Raw genomic sequence first — 15,360 nt, forward strand, 5'->3', positions numbered from 1 at the left:
ATGTTCAGCGGCCGGCCGCGGCCGCAAACATTGCCTTGGCATTCTTCAGCCCGATTTCGCAGCCGAATTGCGCCGGCTCGTTGCCTTCATATTCCAGCGAGACGAAGCCGTCGTAACCCGAGGCGACGATGTCTTCGACGATCGACCTGACCGGCAGATCGCCATAGCCGAAGACCGCGCCGCGGATTGCCTGGCCGCCGATGGTCTGCAGCCAGTCTGCGCCCGGCGCTGTCTGGCGCACGTAGAAATCCTTGATGTGGATGAAGCTCGCTTCCGAGAGACAAGCACGCGTGCCGGTGAGCGGATTCTCGTCGACGCACAGGAAATTGCCGATATCGACCGTCAGTTTGAAATTCGGCAGGTTGACGGCATGCTGAAGCCGCTTCATCCGCTCGCTTGAATTCATGAAGAAGCCGTGATCCTCGATACTGGTGGTGACGCCGTAGCGGCCCGCATGCGCGGCAAGCTCATGGGTGGCCTCAGTGATGACTGGGAACGCCGCTTCGAACTGGCCCGGGTCGGTCGCACGCAACGACCATGGCACGACATCGTGGCGCAGGAAGCGGACGCCGAGCTTGTCGCACAGCTCGACATAGTGCTTCAGCCGGCTGAGCTGGAATGCCCTCTCACCGTCATCGATGAAATTTCCGGACGTGCAAATGCCGGAAATGGGTACGCCGCTTCTCTGCGATGCGTCGGTCAGCCGTTTCAGCATTTCCGCATCATTGCCGAGTTCATACTGGACGTCCTGGCCTTCGGGCGCGACGGAATGCGTCGACAGTTCGACATGATCGCCGCCATGTTTGCCGACCCACGCAAAGATATCCTCGATCTGCATGGCGCCGCTTTGCATCAACGAACGGAAACTGTATGAACTCAAACCTATCTTCATCATGCCTCTCCTCGAGCGCTTTCATCAAAACTTTGTTCGACAACTTAACAATGCCTGTTGACTTCGGCTACGATACATCTTTGTCTAAAATCAAATTGATTTAACAATAGGGAATAGCAGAAATGTCTCGTCAGTCTGCCGACGTCGTCATCATCGGAAGTGGCCCGACCGGCTCGGCCTATGCGCGTGTCATCAGGAATAATTGGCCGGAAGCGCGGATTCTGATGGTGGAAGCCGGTCCGCAGATTCTGCCGCAGAAGGGCGCGCATCTCGACAATATCGCCGACCTCGACGAACGCGCAGCCTTCGAAGTGCGCGCCCAGGGTGGTGACCGCAGCCCGCGCATGCCGATCAACAAGGAGGAATGGGAGGCTCGGCGCGCCGGTGGTTTCGATCATTCGTTGCTGCGCCGTTCGGGTCTGTTCATCGCCAACGACGCCGATGCCCAGGATGAGAACCTCTTTGCCGGCTTCTCGGCGGCCAATGTCGGCGGTATGGGCACGAAATGGTCGACCGGCACGCCTGTCCCATCCGAGATCGAACTGGTGCCCTTCATCCCCACCGATGAAATGCACGGGGCTCTCGCCTTATCGGCGCAATTGCTCGGCACCAACAAGGACCCGCATGCCGGCGATGCTGCAGCCATCGCAATGCGCGAGCGCCTGGGCGAGGCCTTCAATTCCGGCCGCACACCCGATCGCTTCGTCCAGCCGATGCCGCTTGCCGCAACGCCCGGTCCCGGTGGCCTACGCTATCATGGCACCGATGTCGTGCTCGGCGATCTCGTCGATGAGCCAGAGGAGAGCTTTCAGATACTCTCCGAAACCGCATGCCGTCGGGTGATTCATGAGAATGGCCAGGTCACGGGTGTCGAACTTACGCGCGCCGGCTCGGAGGAAAGTTTCACCGTCCGCGCGGGCACGGTCGTCGTTGCTTGCGATTCGCTGCACTCCCCGCAGTTGCTCTACGCCTCGGGCATCCGTCCCGAAGCTCTCGGCCGCTACATCAACGACCACTATATCGTCTCGCAGATCACTGAGATGCAGACGGATGAGTCCATGAGCGCGATGAGCTGGATTCCGGCCACCCGCGATCTTCCCTATTCGGTCACTATTGCCCCGGCCAGCCTGCGTTCGATACCGCATACCAGCGAAATGAGTGGCCAGCCGGTCGGCATGGGCGTTTTCGTACCCTCCGATATCAGCGCCGAGAACCGCGTCACTTTCGACGACAATCGCCGCGACTGGCTTGGCCTGCCGGCCATCTCCATCCATTGGCGTCAGTCGGAAGGCGACAAGGCGCGCCTGGAAGATGCCAAGGGCCTCGCCCAGCGGGTTTCGGCCATTATCGGTCGCCCGGCAGCCGGCTTTGCCACTTTCGTGCAGCCCGTCGGCTCGTCGCTGCATTATCAGGGCACGATCCGCATGGGCGAACGCGACGACGGCACCAGCGTCTGCGACAGGAATTCCAAGGTTTGGGGCTTCGCCAACCTGTATGTCGCCGGCAATGGTGTCATTCCGACGATGACCGCCACCAACCCGACCCTGTTCAGCGTCGCTCTCGCCAGCATCGGCGCCCGCCAGATCGCCGCCGCGCGCCGCACCGCCTGACCGGGGAACCGTCTGAGCGGCGACGCAGGAATTTGAGGTTCTGATCGTCGGATCCGCCCAGATGAGGCAGATCTCTGTCGTCGACAGTGGCTATTCATCGAATGGGCCGAAGGGTCGCATTCATATATTGAGAGGTCGGATCATCCGCTAAGATGGACCGGCCTCCGTGTGACGGCTCAGCCATTCGGTGGCGCCAGGCGAAAGCGGGCGGGATTTTCGCGTTGCCTCATCGACCTGCACGATGACGGTTTCGGCCGTTGCCGCCAAGCGACCGTCCTGAAACACTGCCTGCGCCAGAGTGAGAGAACTCCTGCCGACGGAAGCGACGCGAGTACCGATTGTCACCTCGCCTGGCCAGAGGATCTCTGCGCGAAAATCGAGCGCCAGTCGGGCGACGACAAAGGCGCAGTCGGGCTCAGCCACTCGGGCCCTCGCATCATAGAGAACTTCGACGCGACCGGTTTCAAGAAAGGTCGCAAAGACGGCATTGTTGACGTGACCCTGTCGGTCCGTATCTCCATAGCGGATCTTGTCTACGGAGTGCCATGGGAACTGTTCTATTCTAATATCGGTCGTCACGGCCTTGTCCTGTCGGAGGCAATTTGTCGGGCGGAGCGAGCAAGTCCTCCGAAAGCGTCGAGAAGGCGATCCCGCCAATGGAAAACCGGATCGTCGGCTTCGAGCAGCTCAACCGGGCTCGAACAGCGCGCCCACATGAACATGCCGAACACGCAATAATCAGCATAGGCCGGCGCCGCGCCGGACACATAGGGGTATTGCCTTAAAACATCGCGCAGCGGCGCCAAGCTCTTCCGCAATGCCAGGAGATGCGCAGGGCGATCCGCGACGACTGCTTCAAGGCTCTCGCCGAAGCGCTTCTCGCGCGATGCGCGGAAATAGGCCTGATCGACGGGGGACAAACAGTCGTGAATGTCGAGCAGAATGACCCGGGAAATCAGCGAGAGCAGCGTCCTGTCGGCCCAACTGTTAACGAAGCCCGCGAGCGGCACCGTTGCACTTGCTTCAAACAGAAGAGGGGTATTCGGGTACCGTGCGTCCAGATGCTGGGCGATGCGCCAGGAATCGCTTACGATCTCTGCGCCATCGATCAGCACCGGTACATTGCCCTGACCGGAGAAGGAGATGGCATCCTTTTCGGTGAAGCGCCAGGACCGGCTTTCCGCCACCAACCCCTTATGCGCAAGCGCCATGCGCACCTTCCAGCAATGTGGGCTGAAAAGCAGCTCCGGGTCGGCACCGGCAAGTTCGTAGAGTATCATGCCCGAGCTCATGTCATTGGCCTCCGACAGCGCTAGCAAACTGACCGAAGAGGCACATGCTGTCACTCTTGATCGGGTAAATGCAGTTGAAAATCAAAATGAGGTCTTCTGTGGTTCGGATGCTTGCGCAGGCAGGCCCAATCTCGCGGCCGTTCATACCTGTCTCACTACGGCGGTAGATCATCTCCAGTCCTCGGCAGCATCGTCGCGACTGCTTGTTTCAGACGATCATCAGCTTTGGTTGAGGTGTCAAGAACGAAGCGAGATGAGCGTCGCGAAAAGGAGGCCGATTGTCGTCGATGAAATCACAGCGGCTGTGTCAGTAGTTTGCCGGCGAGGTGGAACGCATCCTAGGTGAACGCGGCGCTGCGAGCCTCCGCCGTTCGCTGGTCGCCGATACTTTCGACATCGTTCAACGCGGCACAGCCGGCCGTCATTGGCTCCGACAATCGTGCCCTCCGCCTTGAACCTACGCGGCGCCAGCTGCAATGCCGACAGCTTGTTAGTCGCTTCGGTTCGCGGGCAGCTTCTCCGCCAAAAGGGCGAACAGCACATGCCGGTTGCGCAGATGATCCTCATCCACGGTCAATTCCCGCTGCTCATCGGCAATATGCAGGATGCGGCTTTGCGCCCCCATATTGGATTGGCTGACGAAGCGGATTGTGCTGATTGCGGCGATTGGAATGCTGCCCTTGCGCAGGGTCAAGAAATTCTGGTCCAAAGATGCACCCGGACCGAATGAGACCTGTTCGCCCCTCTCCAGCGCATGGTGCGCCTTGCGCCAGAGATGCGGCAAGGTTCTGTCCTCCAGTAATCGTTCCCAGATGGCTGCGGCTTGCCAAATATCCCAGCGCAGCAAAAGCCGCTTGCCATCAGACAGTCGAATTTCGGTCGCAGCCTTGCTGACGTAGGATCCAATGCCGGTCATATCCGCATAGGGATAGGTCTTCCCGCCATAGATCATCGCCTGTTCGTCGAAGGTCAGCCGCTTTGGGCTGAACACATAATAGGCAAGGGTCGACCATTGGCCGATCATCATCAACACCATCAGACCGCCAAGGATCGCGACGCTGGCCGGAAGTGTGGCCAAGCCATAGCGTCCGGCATAAGCACCGATGGCGCTGGCCGCGATTGCGCCCGTCAGGCTTATGAGCAAGGAGCGAAGAGGGAGCCGCCGTTTCGCGTGGAGCGCAGAAAATTGTGCGTCACCCATTGGATTGTGCGTGGCTGGCCGCTGCCGCATAAAGGCTGCATAGCCGCAAATATTCGTCGCGCTTTATGCGGAAATGCGTGGCGACGACAGTATGGCTCTTCGCGGGATCGCCACCCCGCAGGGAGATGATGCTGCTCGTCTTGATCACGCGATAGGTATCGATCCAGTCATTCTCGACCACGGTTGGCCATGCCATCAACTTGTCGAATCTGCGCGTGCGCAGGTGCAACCCGGCCTTTGAGAGCACGATGATCGGTTGCCTCACATAGCGAAACTGCAAAAGCAGGGCCGCTGCGGCCGCCAGAAAGAGGATGGCAAAGCCGATCGCCCAATTCGTCTTGTGTGTGGACATCAACAGCGCGCTCAATGCGCCGCCGGCGATGATGTAAAGTGCCAGCCGGATCAGGATTTTCGGTACGGACGCGAAGATTTCATAGGGCTGCTCCAGTTGGCGCAGCGTATTTTCGTTCAAATATATGGAAGTGTCCGAAGTCCGGGTCGCAGATGAGGTTGTCATGGGAATCATAATCCATTCTTCATATGGAAGACGTCGAGATTAAAAGCCGATGCGGCGGCGGAATCATCTAACGCCACCGTATGTCATGGATATAGTCGGATAGATGCCTATGTCGATCCTGGCGGCGATCGTCGATCTGACGTGATCGGGCAAAAAGTCTGCTGGAGAAAGTGATGAACAGACGTCTTCCGCGCACTCGCGAAGAACTTCGTGCTTCCCTACAGGAAACGGAACTGCCCGAGGATGTCGTGTCGCAGCTGGTGGCTCAGGCGCGGCAGGCGCTTCTCCTGACCACGACGGATGCGGACACAAGCGAGATTGCGCTTGGAGAAAGCCGGCTCGGCGGCGCACCCGACCTGCCGGTCGGGATGGCGTGGCCGGAGCGCCCGGCCTATCCGGATGGAGCATTGCGGGCCGCACAGCACCGGCAGCACGCCGCCTATCTGCTGGAGGCCTCGCAAAAGCCCGGCTCCTGGATGACGCAAGAGCAAGGGGCGGAATTCAGCCGGAACGAACAGCTCCGTGCCGATGCGATGGAACGGCCCTTTCCACTCGCATTCTTCGGCCAATTCGACCTTGCGGCGCTCTCCAAGATTGAGGGGTTCGATGCGATGCTGCCGGCCGAGGGGCGTCTTCTCGTCTTTTACGACTCCTGGGAGCTCCCGGAGGAGTTTTGCCCCGAAGCGGCCCTTGGCTGGCGCGTGATCTGGGACCGGTCCTCCGCCGCATCGCTAAGGCGTGCTTCGATCCCCGAGGCACTTCTGACAGTCGCAGGCTGGACGACGGTCTTCAAGCCGGTGCCGATCTCGGCCACGCCGATCGTCACGCCGATCTCGCCGGACGACAGGAATTGGGATGCCTTCGATCTCACCGATGACGAGTTGTACGACGCCTATGACGATTGGCTTGCACAGTTCGGCAAGCCGGACAAGAAGGGCGGCGAGAACCATCAGCTCGGCGGTTATCCGCGCACGCTGCAGAACGGGTTGCAATCGCGCGCTCAACTTGCCGCCAACGGCATCAACTGCGGCCGCAGCGATGCTTGGGACACGCCCGAGGCGCAGGCGCTTCTACAGGGTGCGGGGAAGTGGCGGCTCCTGCTTCAAATCGGCGTCGACCAGAACGCCGGGATGGAGGGGCCGGGGGCCTTTTACGTGATCATCCGCGACGAAGATCTTGCTGGCCGCCGCTTTGAGCGCGCGCGTGTAACCTACCAGTGCGATTAGAGCCATTCCACGGCCCGAGCCGGAGTTGCGGTAGGATGTTCGGTGTGCGGGGCCGCCGCTGCCCAGGCTGAAACAGCGCCGCCGACGGCGATCAATACGGGGTTTTCGTAGCCGATCCTCCCTATGCCCTCGGCAAGAATTTCGAGGCTGCCATGCCATTGCTGCTGCGTGCTGCGACTGATGTCGGCCATGATGACGGCTGGAGTAGAAGGCTCAAGGCCCTCAGTGATCAGCCTGTTGGCGATGAGCGGTGCCGTCCTTCCGCCCATATAGAACACGGTTGTCGTATGGGGGTCTGCAACGGAGGCCCAGTCGATATCGGCCGGTAGTCCGCCATGGCGGGAATGGCCGGTGATGAAGCGCACGGATTGAGCGTAGTCGCGGTGAGTGAGCGACATGCCGAGGCAGGAGGCCATGGCGCTTGCCGCCGTAATGCCGGGAACAATGTCGACGGAGATGTTTTCGCGGCGAAGATGGTCGATTTCCTCGCCGGCGCGACCGAAGACCATCGGGTCGCCCGATTTGAGGCGAACGACGCGCTTGCCGGCCTTGGCGAGGGCTAGCATGGTGGCGTTGATATCCTCCTGCTTGCAGCTTTCGCGTCCCCCACGTTTGCCCACCAGCATCCGTTTGGCTTCGCGGCGCGCAAGTTCCAGCACCTCGCTCGAAACAAGATCATCGAACAGGATCACATCGGCAGCCTGCAAGGCGCGGACGGCTTTGAGCGTCAAAAGCTCAGCGTCGCCCGGGCCGGCACCCACGAGGGTCACATGGCCGGCAGTCTTGCCATCGCTGAGAACAGGGTTGGCGGTTGCGAGCAGGTCCGGCATCATATCAGCGTCGGGCTCTGCGCCTCCAAAGGCGCGATCGACGAAACCTTCCCAGAAGCGCCGTCGTTGAACCGGGGACAGGGCCTCCGTCACATAGGAGCGGATGGTCTGGGCAAATCGAGCCCATGATTTGAGTGAGGGAGGAAGCAGCGTTTCGATGCGCCGACGGATAGCCTGGCCGAGAATGGGAGCGGCGCCGTCCGTCGAGATGCCTATGACCACGGGTGAGCGGTTGACGATCGAGCCGAACTTAAATTGACAGAATTGCGGGATATCGATGACGTTTACGGGAACCCCTGCAGTGATGGCGCGATCGTGGAAGTGGCGAGCCTCCTCCTTGGTTTCGCAGTCGCCGACCGCCAAGGCAAAGCCTTTGAAACATGCCGACTGCCAGGGGGCATCGTGGTGGATGAACTGGCTTCTTCGCTCCCCGAAGACTTCGGAAAGCTCGGCAGCTGGGCAGAAGACATGCACCTCCGCGCCGGCAGCCGCCAGAAGTTCGGCTTTCCACGCCGCTCCGTCGCTACCGCCGGCCACCAGCACGGCCTTCCCCCTGATGTCAAAGAACACCGGCAGTGAGGCGAGGGTAGCGATGCGCTCCTGTCTGTCATTCGGCTGCTTGGCGAAGGCAATCATCGATAATCCCTCTGATTTCCATGCGGCAGGAGCCACAATTGGTTCCTGCCTTGAGGTGCTGGCCGATAGCCTCGACCGAATGACAACCGTCCGCGACGGCGCCTGCGATCTGGTTGATGCCGACCGAGAAGCAGGAGCAGACGGTGGCACCCGGATCGATTTGATCCGCACCCGGCCGGCCGGCGAGCACCGCAAGGCGCGCCGGCACCGTCTCAAGGGGCGTGTCGAGTTGGCCGACGGCCCAGTCTCGCGAAACGGCGACAGGTTCCGGCGCGAGATAGAAGGCGAGCAACAGCTTTTCCCCTTGAAAAAAGCCATGGCGTTGCTGCCGCGTCGAGTTGTCGACATAGGCGAGATGCTCGCTGCGATCTGACAGGCCGAAAGTATCGCGGCACCATGTTTCGACATGGTCGAGCGCCTTGTCGAAGCCGAACTCCACGCGCCAGCCGGACGGCGCTTTCGCGATCGCCCAATAAGGAGCGTCAAGTCGCGCGGGGCGGGAGGCGGTCACCGCAAAGCCGTAATATGCCATTTCGGCGGGCCGAACCTGGGCGCCGGTGTTCTTGAGGGCGGGCTGACCGGAGAGGGGATCGGTACGAGGCGCCAGCAGAGCCGCCACACGCGCATTGGCCGAATAGGCATCGTTCCAATGCATCGGGACGAAGACGCCGCCGCGCGGCTGGCGTTCGGTGAGCAAGGCGCGGAGCACGACCGAACCGTAGCAATTTTGCACTCTTACCAGGCTTGCCTTGTCGATGCCGAGTTTTGTGGCGTCCACCGGGTTGATCTCGACGAAAGGTTCGGCGAGGTGCGATGAGAGCCGTGCCGCCTTGCCCGTGCGTGTCATCGTATGCCACTGGTCGCGGATGCGGCCGCTATTGAGCGTGAAAGGTGTATCCCTCGTCGTGCGATCGTCGCGCGCGGATGTGACGGCAATGAACCTGGCCCTGCGGTCCGGCGTGTAGAATTTGCCGCCGGCGAAGAAGCGGGTGACGCCCTCGTCGACGCCTTTGCGATGTGGCCATTGGAACGGCGACATTGCCTCGAAGGCATCGGGCGAGATACCCGCCTTTGCGCCGATGTCGAAGTCGCGCATGCCGCCATTTTCGAAGCCGGAAAGGGCCGCGTGCTCGGCAAAAATCTCTGCTGGACTGCTGTAGTCGAAACCGCGGAGGCCCATACGCTTGGCAACCTCGGCCATATGCCACCAGTCGGGCCTTGCTTGGCCGGGCAGGCCTAAAAAATTGCGCTGGCGGGAAATGCGTCGCTCGGAGTTGGTGACGGTTCCGTTCTTTTCGCCCCAGCCGGCTGCGGGCAACAGTATATGGGCGAGCGCAGCGGTGTCGGTGTTCCTCTGGATGTCTGAGACGACGACGAAAGGGCAGTTGCGGATGGCGTCGCGTACGCGATCGGCATCCGGCATAGAAACGACCGGATTGGTGGCCATGATCCATAGCGCCTTGATGCGCCCATCCGCCACGGCCTCGAACATCTCGACGGCCTTGAGGCCAGGCTTTGCGGCGATAGTTGGCGATTTCCAGAAGCGCTGCACCCGATCGCGCGCGGCCTCGTCCTCAAGGTCCATATGCGCTGCAAGCATGTTGGCAAGGCCGCCGACTTCTCTTCCTCCCATCGCATTCGGCTGGCCTGTCAGGGAAAATGGTCCCATGCCCGCCCTGCCGATGCGTCCTGTCGCGAGATGGCAGTTGATGATGGCATTGACCTTGTCAGTGCCAACAGAGGATTGGTTGACGCCTTGGCTGTAGCAGGTCACCACCTTTTCGGTCGTTTCAAACAGGCGGTAGAATGCGCCGAGTTCGGCGACAGACAGCCCCGTTTCCTCCGCGACATCTGGCAAGCTTCTGGTTAGGGCCGCTTCCAGCGCATCACGGAAGCCGACTGTGTGCGCCGATACATAGTCGTGGTCGAAGGCCGGCGATCCGGCGAGATGGGCAAGCAGGCCATTGAAGAGGGCGACATCGCCATCGCTTTTGATCGTCAGGTGCATGTCGGCGAGATCAGAGGTGACCGAGCGCCTGGGATCGATGGTGACGATTTTCATGCCGGGCCTGACTTGTCTGGCCGCCTGGATCCGCTGGTTGAGCACCGGATGGCACCACGCAAGGTTCGAGCCGACCAGCACGATCAACTCGGCAAGTTCGAGATCCTCATAGACACCCGGCACCGTGTCTGTGCCAAAGGCGCGGCGATGGCCGGCAACGGAGGAGGCCATGCATAGCCGCGAATTGGTGTCGATATTGGCCGATCCGATGAAGCCCTTCATCAGCTTGTTGGCGACGTAATAGTCCTCCGTCAGGCATTGGCCCGAGACATAGAACGCAACCGAGTCCGGCCCGTGTTCGGCAATCGTCTCGCTGAAGCGACGCGCCGTGAGATCGAGAGCCTCGACCCAGCTCGTCGCCTGGCCCTCGATTTCCGGATAGAGCAACCGGCCGTCGAGATCGATGGTTTCGGCAAGCGCGGAGCCCTTCGAGCAGAGGCGTCCGAAGTTGGCGGGATGGTCGGGGTCGCCTCTCACGGAGACCTCGCCGTCGTCATCCACCCTGGCAATAACACCGCAGCCGACGCCGCAATAGGGACATGTGGTCTTGGTTTCAATGGCCATGGGGTCTTCTCCCACGCTCTCTCATCCTCACTCCGCCGCCATCATCAGGCTGTCGAGCGCAATGAAGAGAGCGCCATCCTCGATGCGGATGGGAAGGGTCCGCACCTCGCCCTGGTCCGCTCCGAGTGCCTTGCCGGTCTTCAGCGAGATCACCCAATTGTGCAGCGGACACGTCACGGCCGTCCCGTGGACGATGCCTTGGCTCAAAGGGCCGCCCTTGTGCGGGCAATGGTCCTCGATGGCGAAGACCTCGTTTTCGGCCGTGCGGAACACGGCAATCTTGCCTTGCGGGGTTTTCACGCATCGCGCTCCGCGCAGGGGAATGTCTGCGATATCGCCGATTAGATGCCAGCTGTCGTTTGGCCAGTTCATATCCATCTCCTCACTCCGCAGCGTGCGAGTAACCGATCGTCGCCATCGGCTTGAATTCGTGCTTATCCTTGCCGGAGACGCGCTCCGACCAGGGATCGACCTGTGCAAACGTCTGGCTGAAGACGAAGCGCTCGTAGTAGGTCTTGCGTTTGCTGTCGTCCTGCACGATCTGGCGGCGGATTTCTTCAAGGCCGGTGCGCTTGGCCCATTTGTAGATGCGTTCGAGATAGCGGGCCTGCTCGCGATACATCTGCGTCAGCGCCACGATATGTTCGAGCGCTTCATCCTCGGTCTTGACCAGGCCCAGGACTTCCGTGCCCTTGATGTCTAGGCCGGCGGCACCGGCGAAATGGATTTCGAAGCCGCTGTCGACGCAGATGACGCCGATGTCCTTGCAGGTCGCCTCGGCGCAATTTCGCGGACAGCCCGAGACGGCGAGCTTGAGCTTTGCCGGCGTCCATGAGCCCCACATGAATTTTTCGATGCGGATGCCGAGGCCGGTGGAATCCTGCGTGCCGAAGCGGCACCAGTCGGAGCCCACGCAGGTCTTCACCGTGCGCAAGCCCTTGGCATAGGCCTGGCCGGAAATGAAGCCCGCCTTGCCGAGATCTGCCCATACTGCCGGCAGGTCCTCCTTCTGCACACCGAGAAGATCGATGCGCTGGCCACCGGTGACCTTCACCATGGGGATCTCGAACCTGTCGACCACATCGGCAATGGCGCGTAATTCGCTGGAATTGGTGACGCCGCCCCACATGCGCGGTACCACCGAATAGGTGCCGTCCTTCTGAATATTGGCGTGCACCCGCTCGTTGATGAAGCGTGACTGGTAGTCGTCGGCATATTCATCCGGCCAGTCGCAGACGAGATAGTAGTTCAGCGCCGGACGGCATTTCACGCAGCCGCAAGACGTCTTCCACTCAAGTTCCTGCATCACGGCAGGGATGGTCTTCAGCTTCTTGGCCTTGATCAGGCGGCGCACATCGTCATGGCCAAGCTCGGTGCAATTGCACATCGGCTGCACGGCTTTGGGATTGTAGGCATCGCCAAGCGTGATCGACATAAGTTGTTCGACAAGCCCGGTACAGGAGCCGCAGGAGGCTGAGGCCTTCGTATGGGCACGCACATCATCGAGCGATGTCAACCCCTTGGCTGATATCGTCGCCGTGATCTTGCCCTTGCAGACGCCGTTGCAGCCGCAGATCTCCGCATCATCCGGCAAGGCTGCAACGGCCGCCATAGGGTCCAGCGGCGACCCTCCTTGATAGGCCTGGCCGAAGATTAAGGTGTCGCGCATCTGCGAGATGTCGGTCGCCTTCTTCTTCAGGTCATTGAACCAGGCGCCATCGGCCGTTTCACCATAGAGAACGGTGCCGATAATGTGATTGTCCTTGAGCACCAGTCGCTTGTAAACGCCGCCGGCCGCATCGCGCAGGACAATTTCCTCGCGATCGTCGCCATCGGCGAAATCACCGAGCGAGAAGAGGTCGATGCCAGTGACTTTCAGCTTTGTCGGCGTGTCCGAATGCACGAAGGCGGCTGAGCGGTCACCCGACAGCTGCGATGCTGCGACCCGCGCCATCTCGTAGAGCGGGGCCACCAGGCCATAGACCTGTCCACCGACTTCGGCGCATTCGCCAAGCGCCATGATCGAACCATCCGAGGTCTGCATGCCGTCGTCCACGACGATGCCGCGGTTGACGGCGATGCCCGCTTCCTTGGCAAGGGCGATATTGGGGCGGATGCCGACGGCCATCACCACCAGCGTCGCGGGGATGATGCGGCCATCATCAAGCTCGATGCCTTCGACCTTGCCGTCGCCGATAATCGCCTTGGTGTTGGCTTTGGTAATGACTTTGATGCCGCGATCCTCGACTGCGCGCTGCAGGAGATAGCCGGCGGCCGGATCGAGCTGACGCTCCATCAAGGTCGGCTGCACGTGCAGAACGGTCACATCCATGCCACGCTGATTGAGGCCGGCGGCAGCCTCCAGACCCAACAGGCCGCCGCCGATGACGACGGCTTTTTCGCGCGATTGGGCGGCAAGCAGCATGGCCTGCACGTCGTCGAGGTCGCGATAGGTGATGACCCCGCGCAAGTCCTTGCCCGGAACCGGAATGATGAAGGGTATGGAGCCCGTGGCAATGACCAGCCTGTCGTAGCTTTCGGTCACACCATGATCCGACGTCACCGTCTTGGCGATCCGGTCGACGGCGACGATCCTGTGCCCCTTGTAGAGGGTGATGTCGTGCTTGATGTACCAGCCGTCGCCATGGATGATGATCTGTTCGTAGTCTTTCTCGCCCGACAGCACCGGCGAGAGCATGATGCGGTCGTAATTGACGCGCGGTTCGGCGTTGAAGATCGTGATCTGGTAGAGACCGGGTGCCTTTTCGAGAAGGTGCTCGAGCATGCGTCCAGGCGCCATGCCGTTGCCGATGATGACGAGTTTCTGGGTCATGATATCACTCCGCAGCTTCGACGAAGCGGTGGCGTTCGTAGAGGAACGTCAACACGGCCTCGCGGCATTTGAGATAGGTTTTGTCGGATGCAAGCTCGATGCGATTGCGCGGCCGCGCGATCGGCACATGGAGGATATCGCCGATATGGGCGGCCGGACCGTTGGTCATCATGACGATACGATCGGAGAGCAACACCGCTTCATCGACATCATGGGTGATCATCACCATGGTGCTAGCGAGCCGGTTGTGGATTTCCATCACCGCATCCTGCAGATGGGCGCGCGTGAGCGCATCGAGCGCGCCGAAAGGTTCGTCCAGCAACAGGATCTTTGGCTGCATGGCAAGTGCGCGTGCGATGCCGACGCGCTGTTTCATGCCGCCGGAGATTTCCGCCGGACGCCTGTCCTTGGCATGCGCCATCTGAACGAGGTCGAGGTTACGCATCACCCATTCATGGCGTTCGGCCTTGGTCTTCGTGCCGCGAAACACTTTCGAGACGGCCAGATTTACGTTTTCGTAGACGCTGAGCCACGGTAGCAAACTGTGGTTCTGGAAGACCACGGCGCGATCGGGGCCGGGTTCGTTAACCTCACGGTTTTCAAGGAGCACCGCCCCGGCGGAAACCGGGGTCAGACCGGCAATGAGATTGAGCAGGGTCGATTTACCACAGCCGGAATGGCCGATGATCGATACGAACTCCCCCTTGTCGATGACGAGTTCGATACCCTTCAGCACCTCGGCGCGCTGGCCGCCGCGATCGAAATACTTGTCGATATGATCGAGTTTCAGATAAGCGTTCATCCTGTTCTCCTCAATTGCTCGTCATGCCGCGGGTCACGACGGCGCCAAGGCCGGCGACCAAACGGTCGAGGAAAAAGCCGGTGACGCCGATATAGGCCAGCGCCACGATGATGTCGGGCAGGCGCGAGGAGTTCCACGCGTCCCAGATGAAGAAGCCGATGCCGACGCCGCCGGTCAGCATTTCGGCGGCAACGATGGCAAGCCAGGAAAGCCCGGCACCGATGCGAAGACCCGTGAAAATGTAGGGAGCGGCGGCCGGCACCATGATGCGGAAGAAGAATTCGATCTGGTTGAGACGCAGGACCTTGGCGACGTTGCGATAATCCTGCGGAATATTGCGAACGCCGGTCGCCGTGTTGATGATGACGGGCCAGATGGAGGTAATGAAGATCACGAAGATCGCCGAAGGATTGGAATTCTGGAAGGCGGCGAGCGAGAGCGGCAGCCACGCAAGCGGCGGTACGGTACGCAGCACCTGGAAGATTGGATCCAGGCCACGCATCGCCAGGACCGATTGCCCGATCAATGCGCCGATCAACACGCCAGCGACAGCGGCAAGACCGAAACCATAGGCGACACGCTGCAGCGAGACGAGCACGCGCCAGGCAAGTCCGATATCCTGCGGACCGTTGTTGAAAAACGGATTGACGATGAGATCATAGCTCTCCTGCCAGACCTGTGAGGGCGGCGGCAGGCTCGCGCCCGGTTGCTCGCAGAGCAGCTGCCAGATACCGAGCAGAAGGACCAGAACCACAAGAGGCGGTAGGGTGTTGCGCAGGATGGCAAGCCCGATCTGACGAATGTCGATGCTGGAGGCAGGACGACTGGAGAGGGTAACGACTTGACCCTTGAGCGCTTCAGGCATTGTTGGACCGGATGCGTGTTTGCGTGCGAG

Annotated in this window: 13 protein-coding genes; 2 read left to right on the forward strand and 11 right to left on the reverse strand. The window is 60.8% G+C overall.

The annotated features are described in order from the left end of the window. Positions 1-4: 4 nt before the first annotated feature. A complete protein-coding gene (locus tag ACIQJ2_RS28955; protein ID WP_400746658.1) occupies positions 5-892 on the reverse strand; it encodes a sugar phosphate isomerase/epimerase family protein in 888 nt (295 codons plus the stop codon). A 122-nt stretch (positions 893-1,014) separates the two neighbouring features. On the opposite strand from ACIQJ2_RS28955, the gene ACIQJ2_RS28960 reads away from it, so the two are divergent. Then, positions 1,015-2,502 carry a GMC oxidoreductase gene (locus ACIQJ2_RS28960; protein ID WP_400672409.1) on the forward strand — a complete coding sequence of 496 codons (1,488 nt, stop codon included), beginning with the start codon at positions 1,015-1,017 and terminating at the stop codon, positions 2,500-2,502. Between the two features lie 147 nt (positions 2,503-2,649). Here ACIQJ2_RS28960 and ACIQJ2_RS28965 read toward each other — a convergent pair whose 3' ends face one another. The 4 genes from ACIQJ2_RS28965 to ACIQJ2_RS28980 all read right to left on the reverse strand — a co-directional run bounded on the left by ACIQJ2_RS28965 (position 2,650) and on the right by ACIQJ2_RS28980 (position 5,467). After that, positions 2,650-3,081: a thioesterase family protein gene (locus ACIQJ2_RS28965; RefSeq protein WP_199143499.1), complete on the reverse strand. Its 432-nt coding sequence runs from the start codon at positions 3,079-3,081 to the stop codon at positions 2,650-2,652. Next, positions 3,078-3,794 (reverse strand): glutathione S-transferase family protein, encoded by a 717-nt coding sequence (locus tag ACIQJ2_RS28970; protein WP_400672412.1) that lies wholly within the window; start codon positions 3,792-3,794, stop codon positions 3,078-3,080. Before ACIQJ2_RS28970 ends, ACIQJ2_RS28965 begins: the two co-directional genes overlap by 4 nt. Before the next feature lie 490 nt (positions 3,795-4,284). Next, positions 4,285-4,872, reverse strand: coding sequence for a hypothetical protein (locus tag ACIQJ2_RS28975; RefSeq protein ID WP_400672415.1), 588 nt, complete (start codon positions 4,870-4,872; stop codon positions 4,285-4,287). Positions 4,873-4,987: 115 nt separating this feature from the next. Continuing rightward, complete coding sequence (locus ACIQJ2_RS28980; RefSeq protein WP_400672418.1) at positions 4,988-5,467, reverse strand: hypothetical protein; 480 nt, start codon at positions 5,465-5,467, stop codon at positions 4,988-4,990. A gap of 218 nt (positions 5,468-5,685) precedes the next feature. Between ACIQJ2_RS28980 and ACIQJ2_RS28985 the strand changes: the two genes are divergently transcribed. Continuing rightward, the gene (locus ACIQJ2_RS28985) at positions 5,686-6,738 is read left to right on the forward strand and encodes a YwqG family protein (RefSeq protein ID WP_400672421.1); all 1,053 of its coding nucleotides are present in this window, start codon (positions 5,686-5,688) and stop codon (positions 6,736-6,738) included. Here ACIQJ2_RS28985 and cysG read toward each other — a convergent pair. Genes cysG through ntrB form a run of 6 tightly spaced genes read right to left on the reverse strand, consistent with a single transcriptional unit; the run spans position 6,735 to position 15,330 of the window. Next, a complete protein-coding gene (gene cysG, locus ACIQJ2_RS28990) occupies positions 6,735-8,204 on the reverse strand; it encodes a siroheme synthase CysG (protein ID WP_400672424.1) in 1,470 nt (489 codons plus the stop codon). The two genes, ACIQJ2_RS28985 and cysG, sit on opposite strands and share 4 nt — an antisense overlap. Next, on the reverse strand, positions 8,176-10,830 hold the full coding sequence (locus tag ACIQJ2_RS28995; protein ID WP_400672426.1) for a molybdopterin-dependent oxidoreductase: 2,655 nt from the start codon (positions 10,828-10,830) through the stop codon (positions 8,176-8,178). Before ACIQJ2_RS28995 ends, cysG begins: the two co-directional genes overlap by 29 nt. Before the next feature lie 27 nt (positions 10,831-10,857). Continuing rightward, on the reverse strand, positions 10,858-11,208 hold the full coding sequence (gene nirD / locus ACIQJ2_RS29000; RefSeq protein WP_199143513.1) for a nitrite reductase small subunit NirD: 351 nt from the start codon (positions 11,206-11,208) through the stop codon (positions 10,858-10,860). Positions 11,209-11,212: 4 nt separating this feature from the next. Continuing rightward, on the reverse strand, positions 11,213-13,663 hold the full coding sequence (gene nirB / locus ACIQJ2_RS29005; protein ID WP_400672429.1) for a nitrite reductase large subunit NirB: 2,451 nt from the start codon (positions 13,661-13,663) through the stop codon (positions 11,213-11,215). 4 nt (positions 13,664-13,667) lie between these two features. After that, positions 13,668-14,465, reverse strand: coding sequence for an ABC transporter ATP-binding protein (locus ACIQJ2_RS29010; RefSeq protein WP_400672432.1), 798 nt, complete (start codon positions 14,463-14,465; stop codon positions 13,668-13,670). Positions 14,466-14,475: 10 nt separating this feature from the next. Continuing rightward, complete coding sequence (gene ntrB / locus ACIQJ2_RS29015; RefSeq protein ID WP_400672668.1) at positions 14,476-15,330, reverse strand: nitrate ABC transporter permease; 855 nt, start codon at positions 15,328-15,330, stop codon at positions 14,476-14,478. Positions 15,331-15,360 lie beyond the last annotated feature (30 nt).

Source organism: Rhizobium sp. NPDC092011 (assembly GCF_044756305.1).
GTDB lineage: Bacteria > Pseudomonadota > Alphaproteobacteria > Rhizobiales > Rhizobiaceae > Rhizobium.

What these genes read in the sequence shown, in the direction of transcription:
- ACIQJ2_RS28970 (WP_400672412.1), bottom strand. Translation starts at nt 3,794, where the DNA reads ATGAGCTCGGGCATGATACTCTACGAACTTGCCGGTGCCGACCCGGAG.
- nirB (WP_400672429.1), bottom strand. Translation starts at nt 13,663, where the DNA reads ATGACCCAGAAACTCGTCATCATCGGCAACGGCATGGCGCCTGGACGC.
- ACIQJ2_RS28995 (WP_400672426.1), bottom strand. Translation starts at nt 10,830, where the DNA reads ATGGCCATTGAAACCAAGACCACATGTCCCTATTGCGGCGTCGGCTGC.
- ACIQJ2_RS29010 (WP_400672432.1), bottom strand. Translation starts at nt 14,465, where the DNA reads ATGAACGCTTATCTGAAACTCGATCATATCGACAAGTATTTCGATCGC.
- ntrB (WP_400672668.1), bottom strand. Translation starts at nt 15,330, where the DNA reads ATGCCTGAAGCGCTCAAGGGTCAAGTCGTTACCCTCTCCAGTCGTCCT.
- ACIQJ2_RS28985 (WP_400672421.1), top strand. Translation starts at nt 5,686, where the DNA reads ATGAACAGACGTCTTCCGCGCACTCGCGAAGAACTTCGTGCTTCCCTA.
- ACIQJ2_RS28960 (WP_400672409.1), top strand. Translation starts at nt 1,015, where the DNA reads ATGTCTCGTCAGTCTGCCGACGTCGTCATCATCGGAAGTGGCCCGACC.
- nirD (WP_199143513.1), bottom strand. Translation starts at nt 11,208, where the DNA reads ATGGATATGAACTGGCCAAACGACAGCTGGCATCTAATCGGCGATATC.
- ACIQJ2_RS28955 (WP_400746658.1), bottom strand. Translation starts at nt 892, where the DNA reads ATGAAGATAGGTTTGAGTTCATACAGTTTCCGTTCGTTGATGCAAAGC.
- cysG (WP_400672424.1), bottom strand. Translation starts at nt 8,204, where the DNA reads ATGATTGCCTTCGCCAAGCAGCCGAATGACAGACAGGAGCGCATCGCT.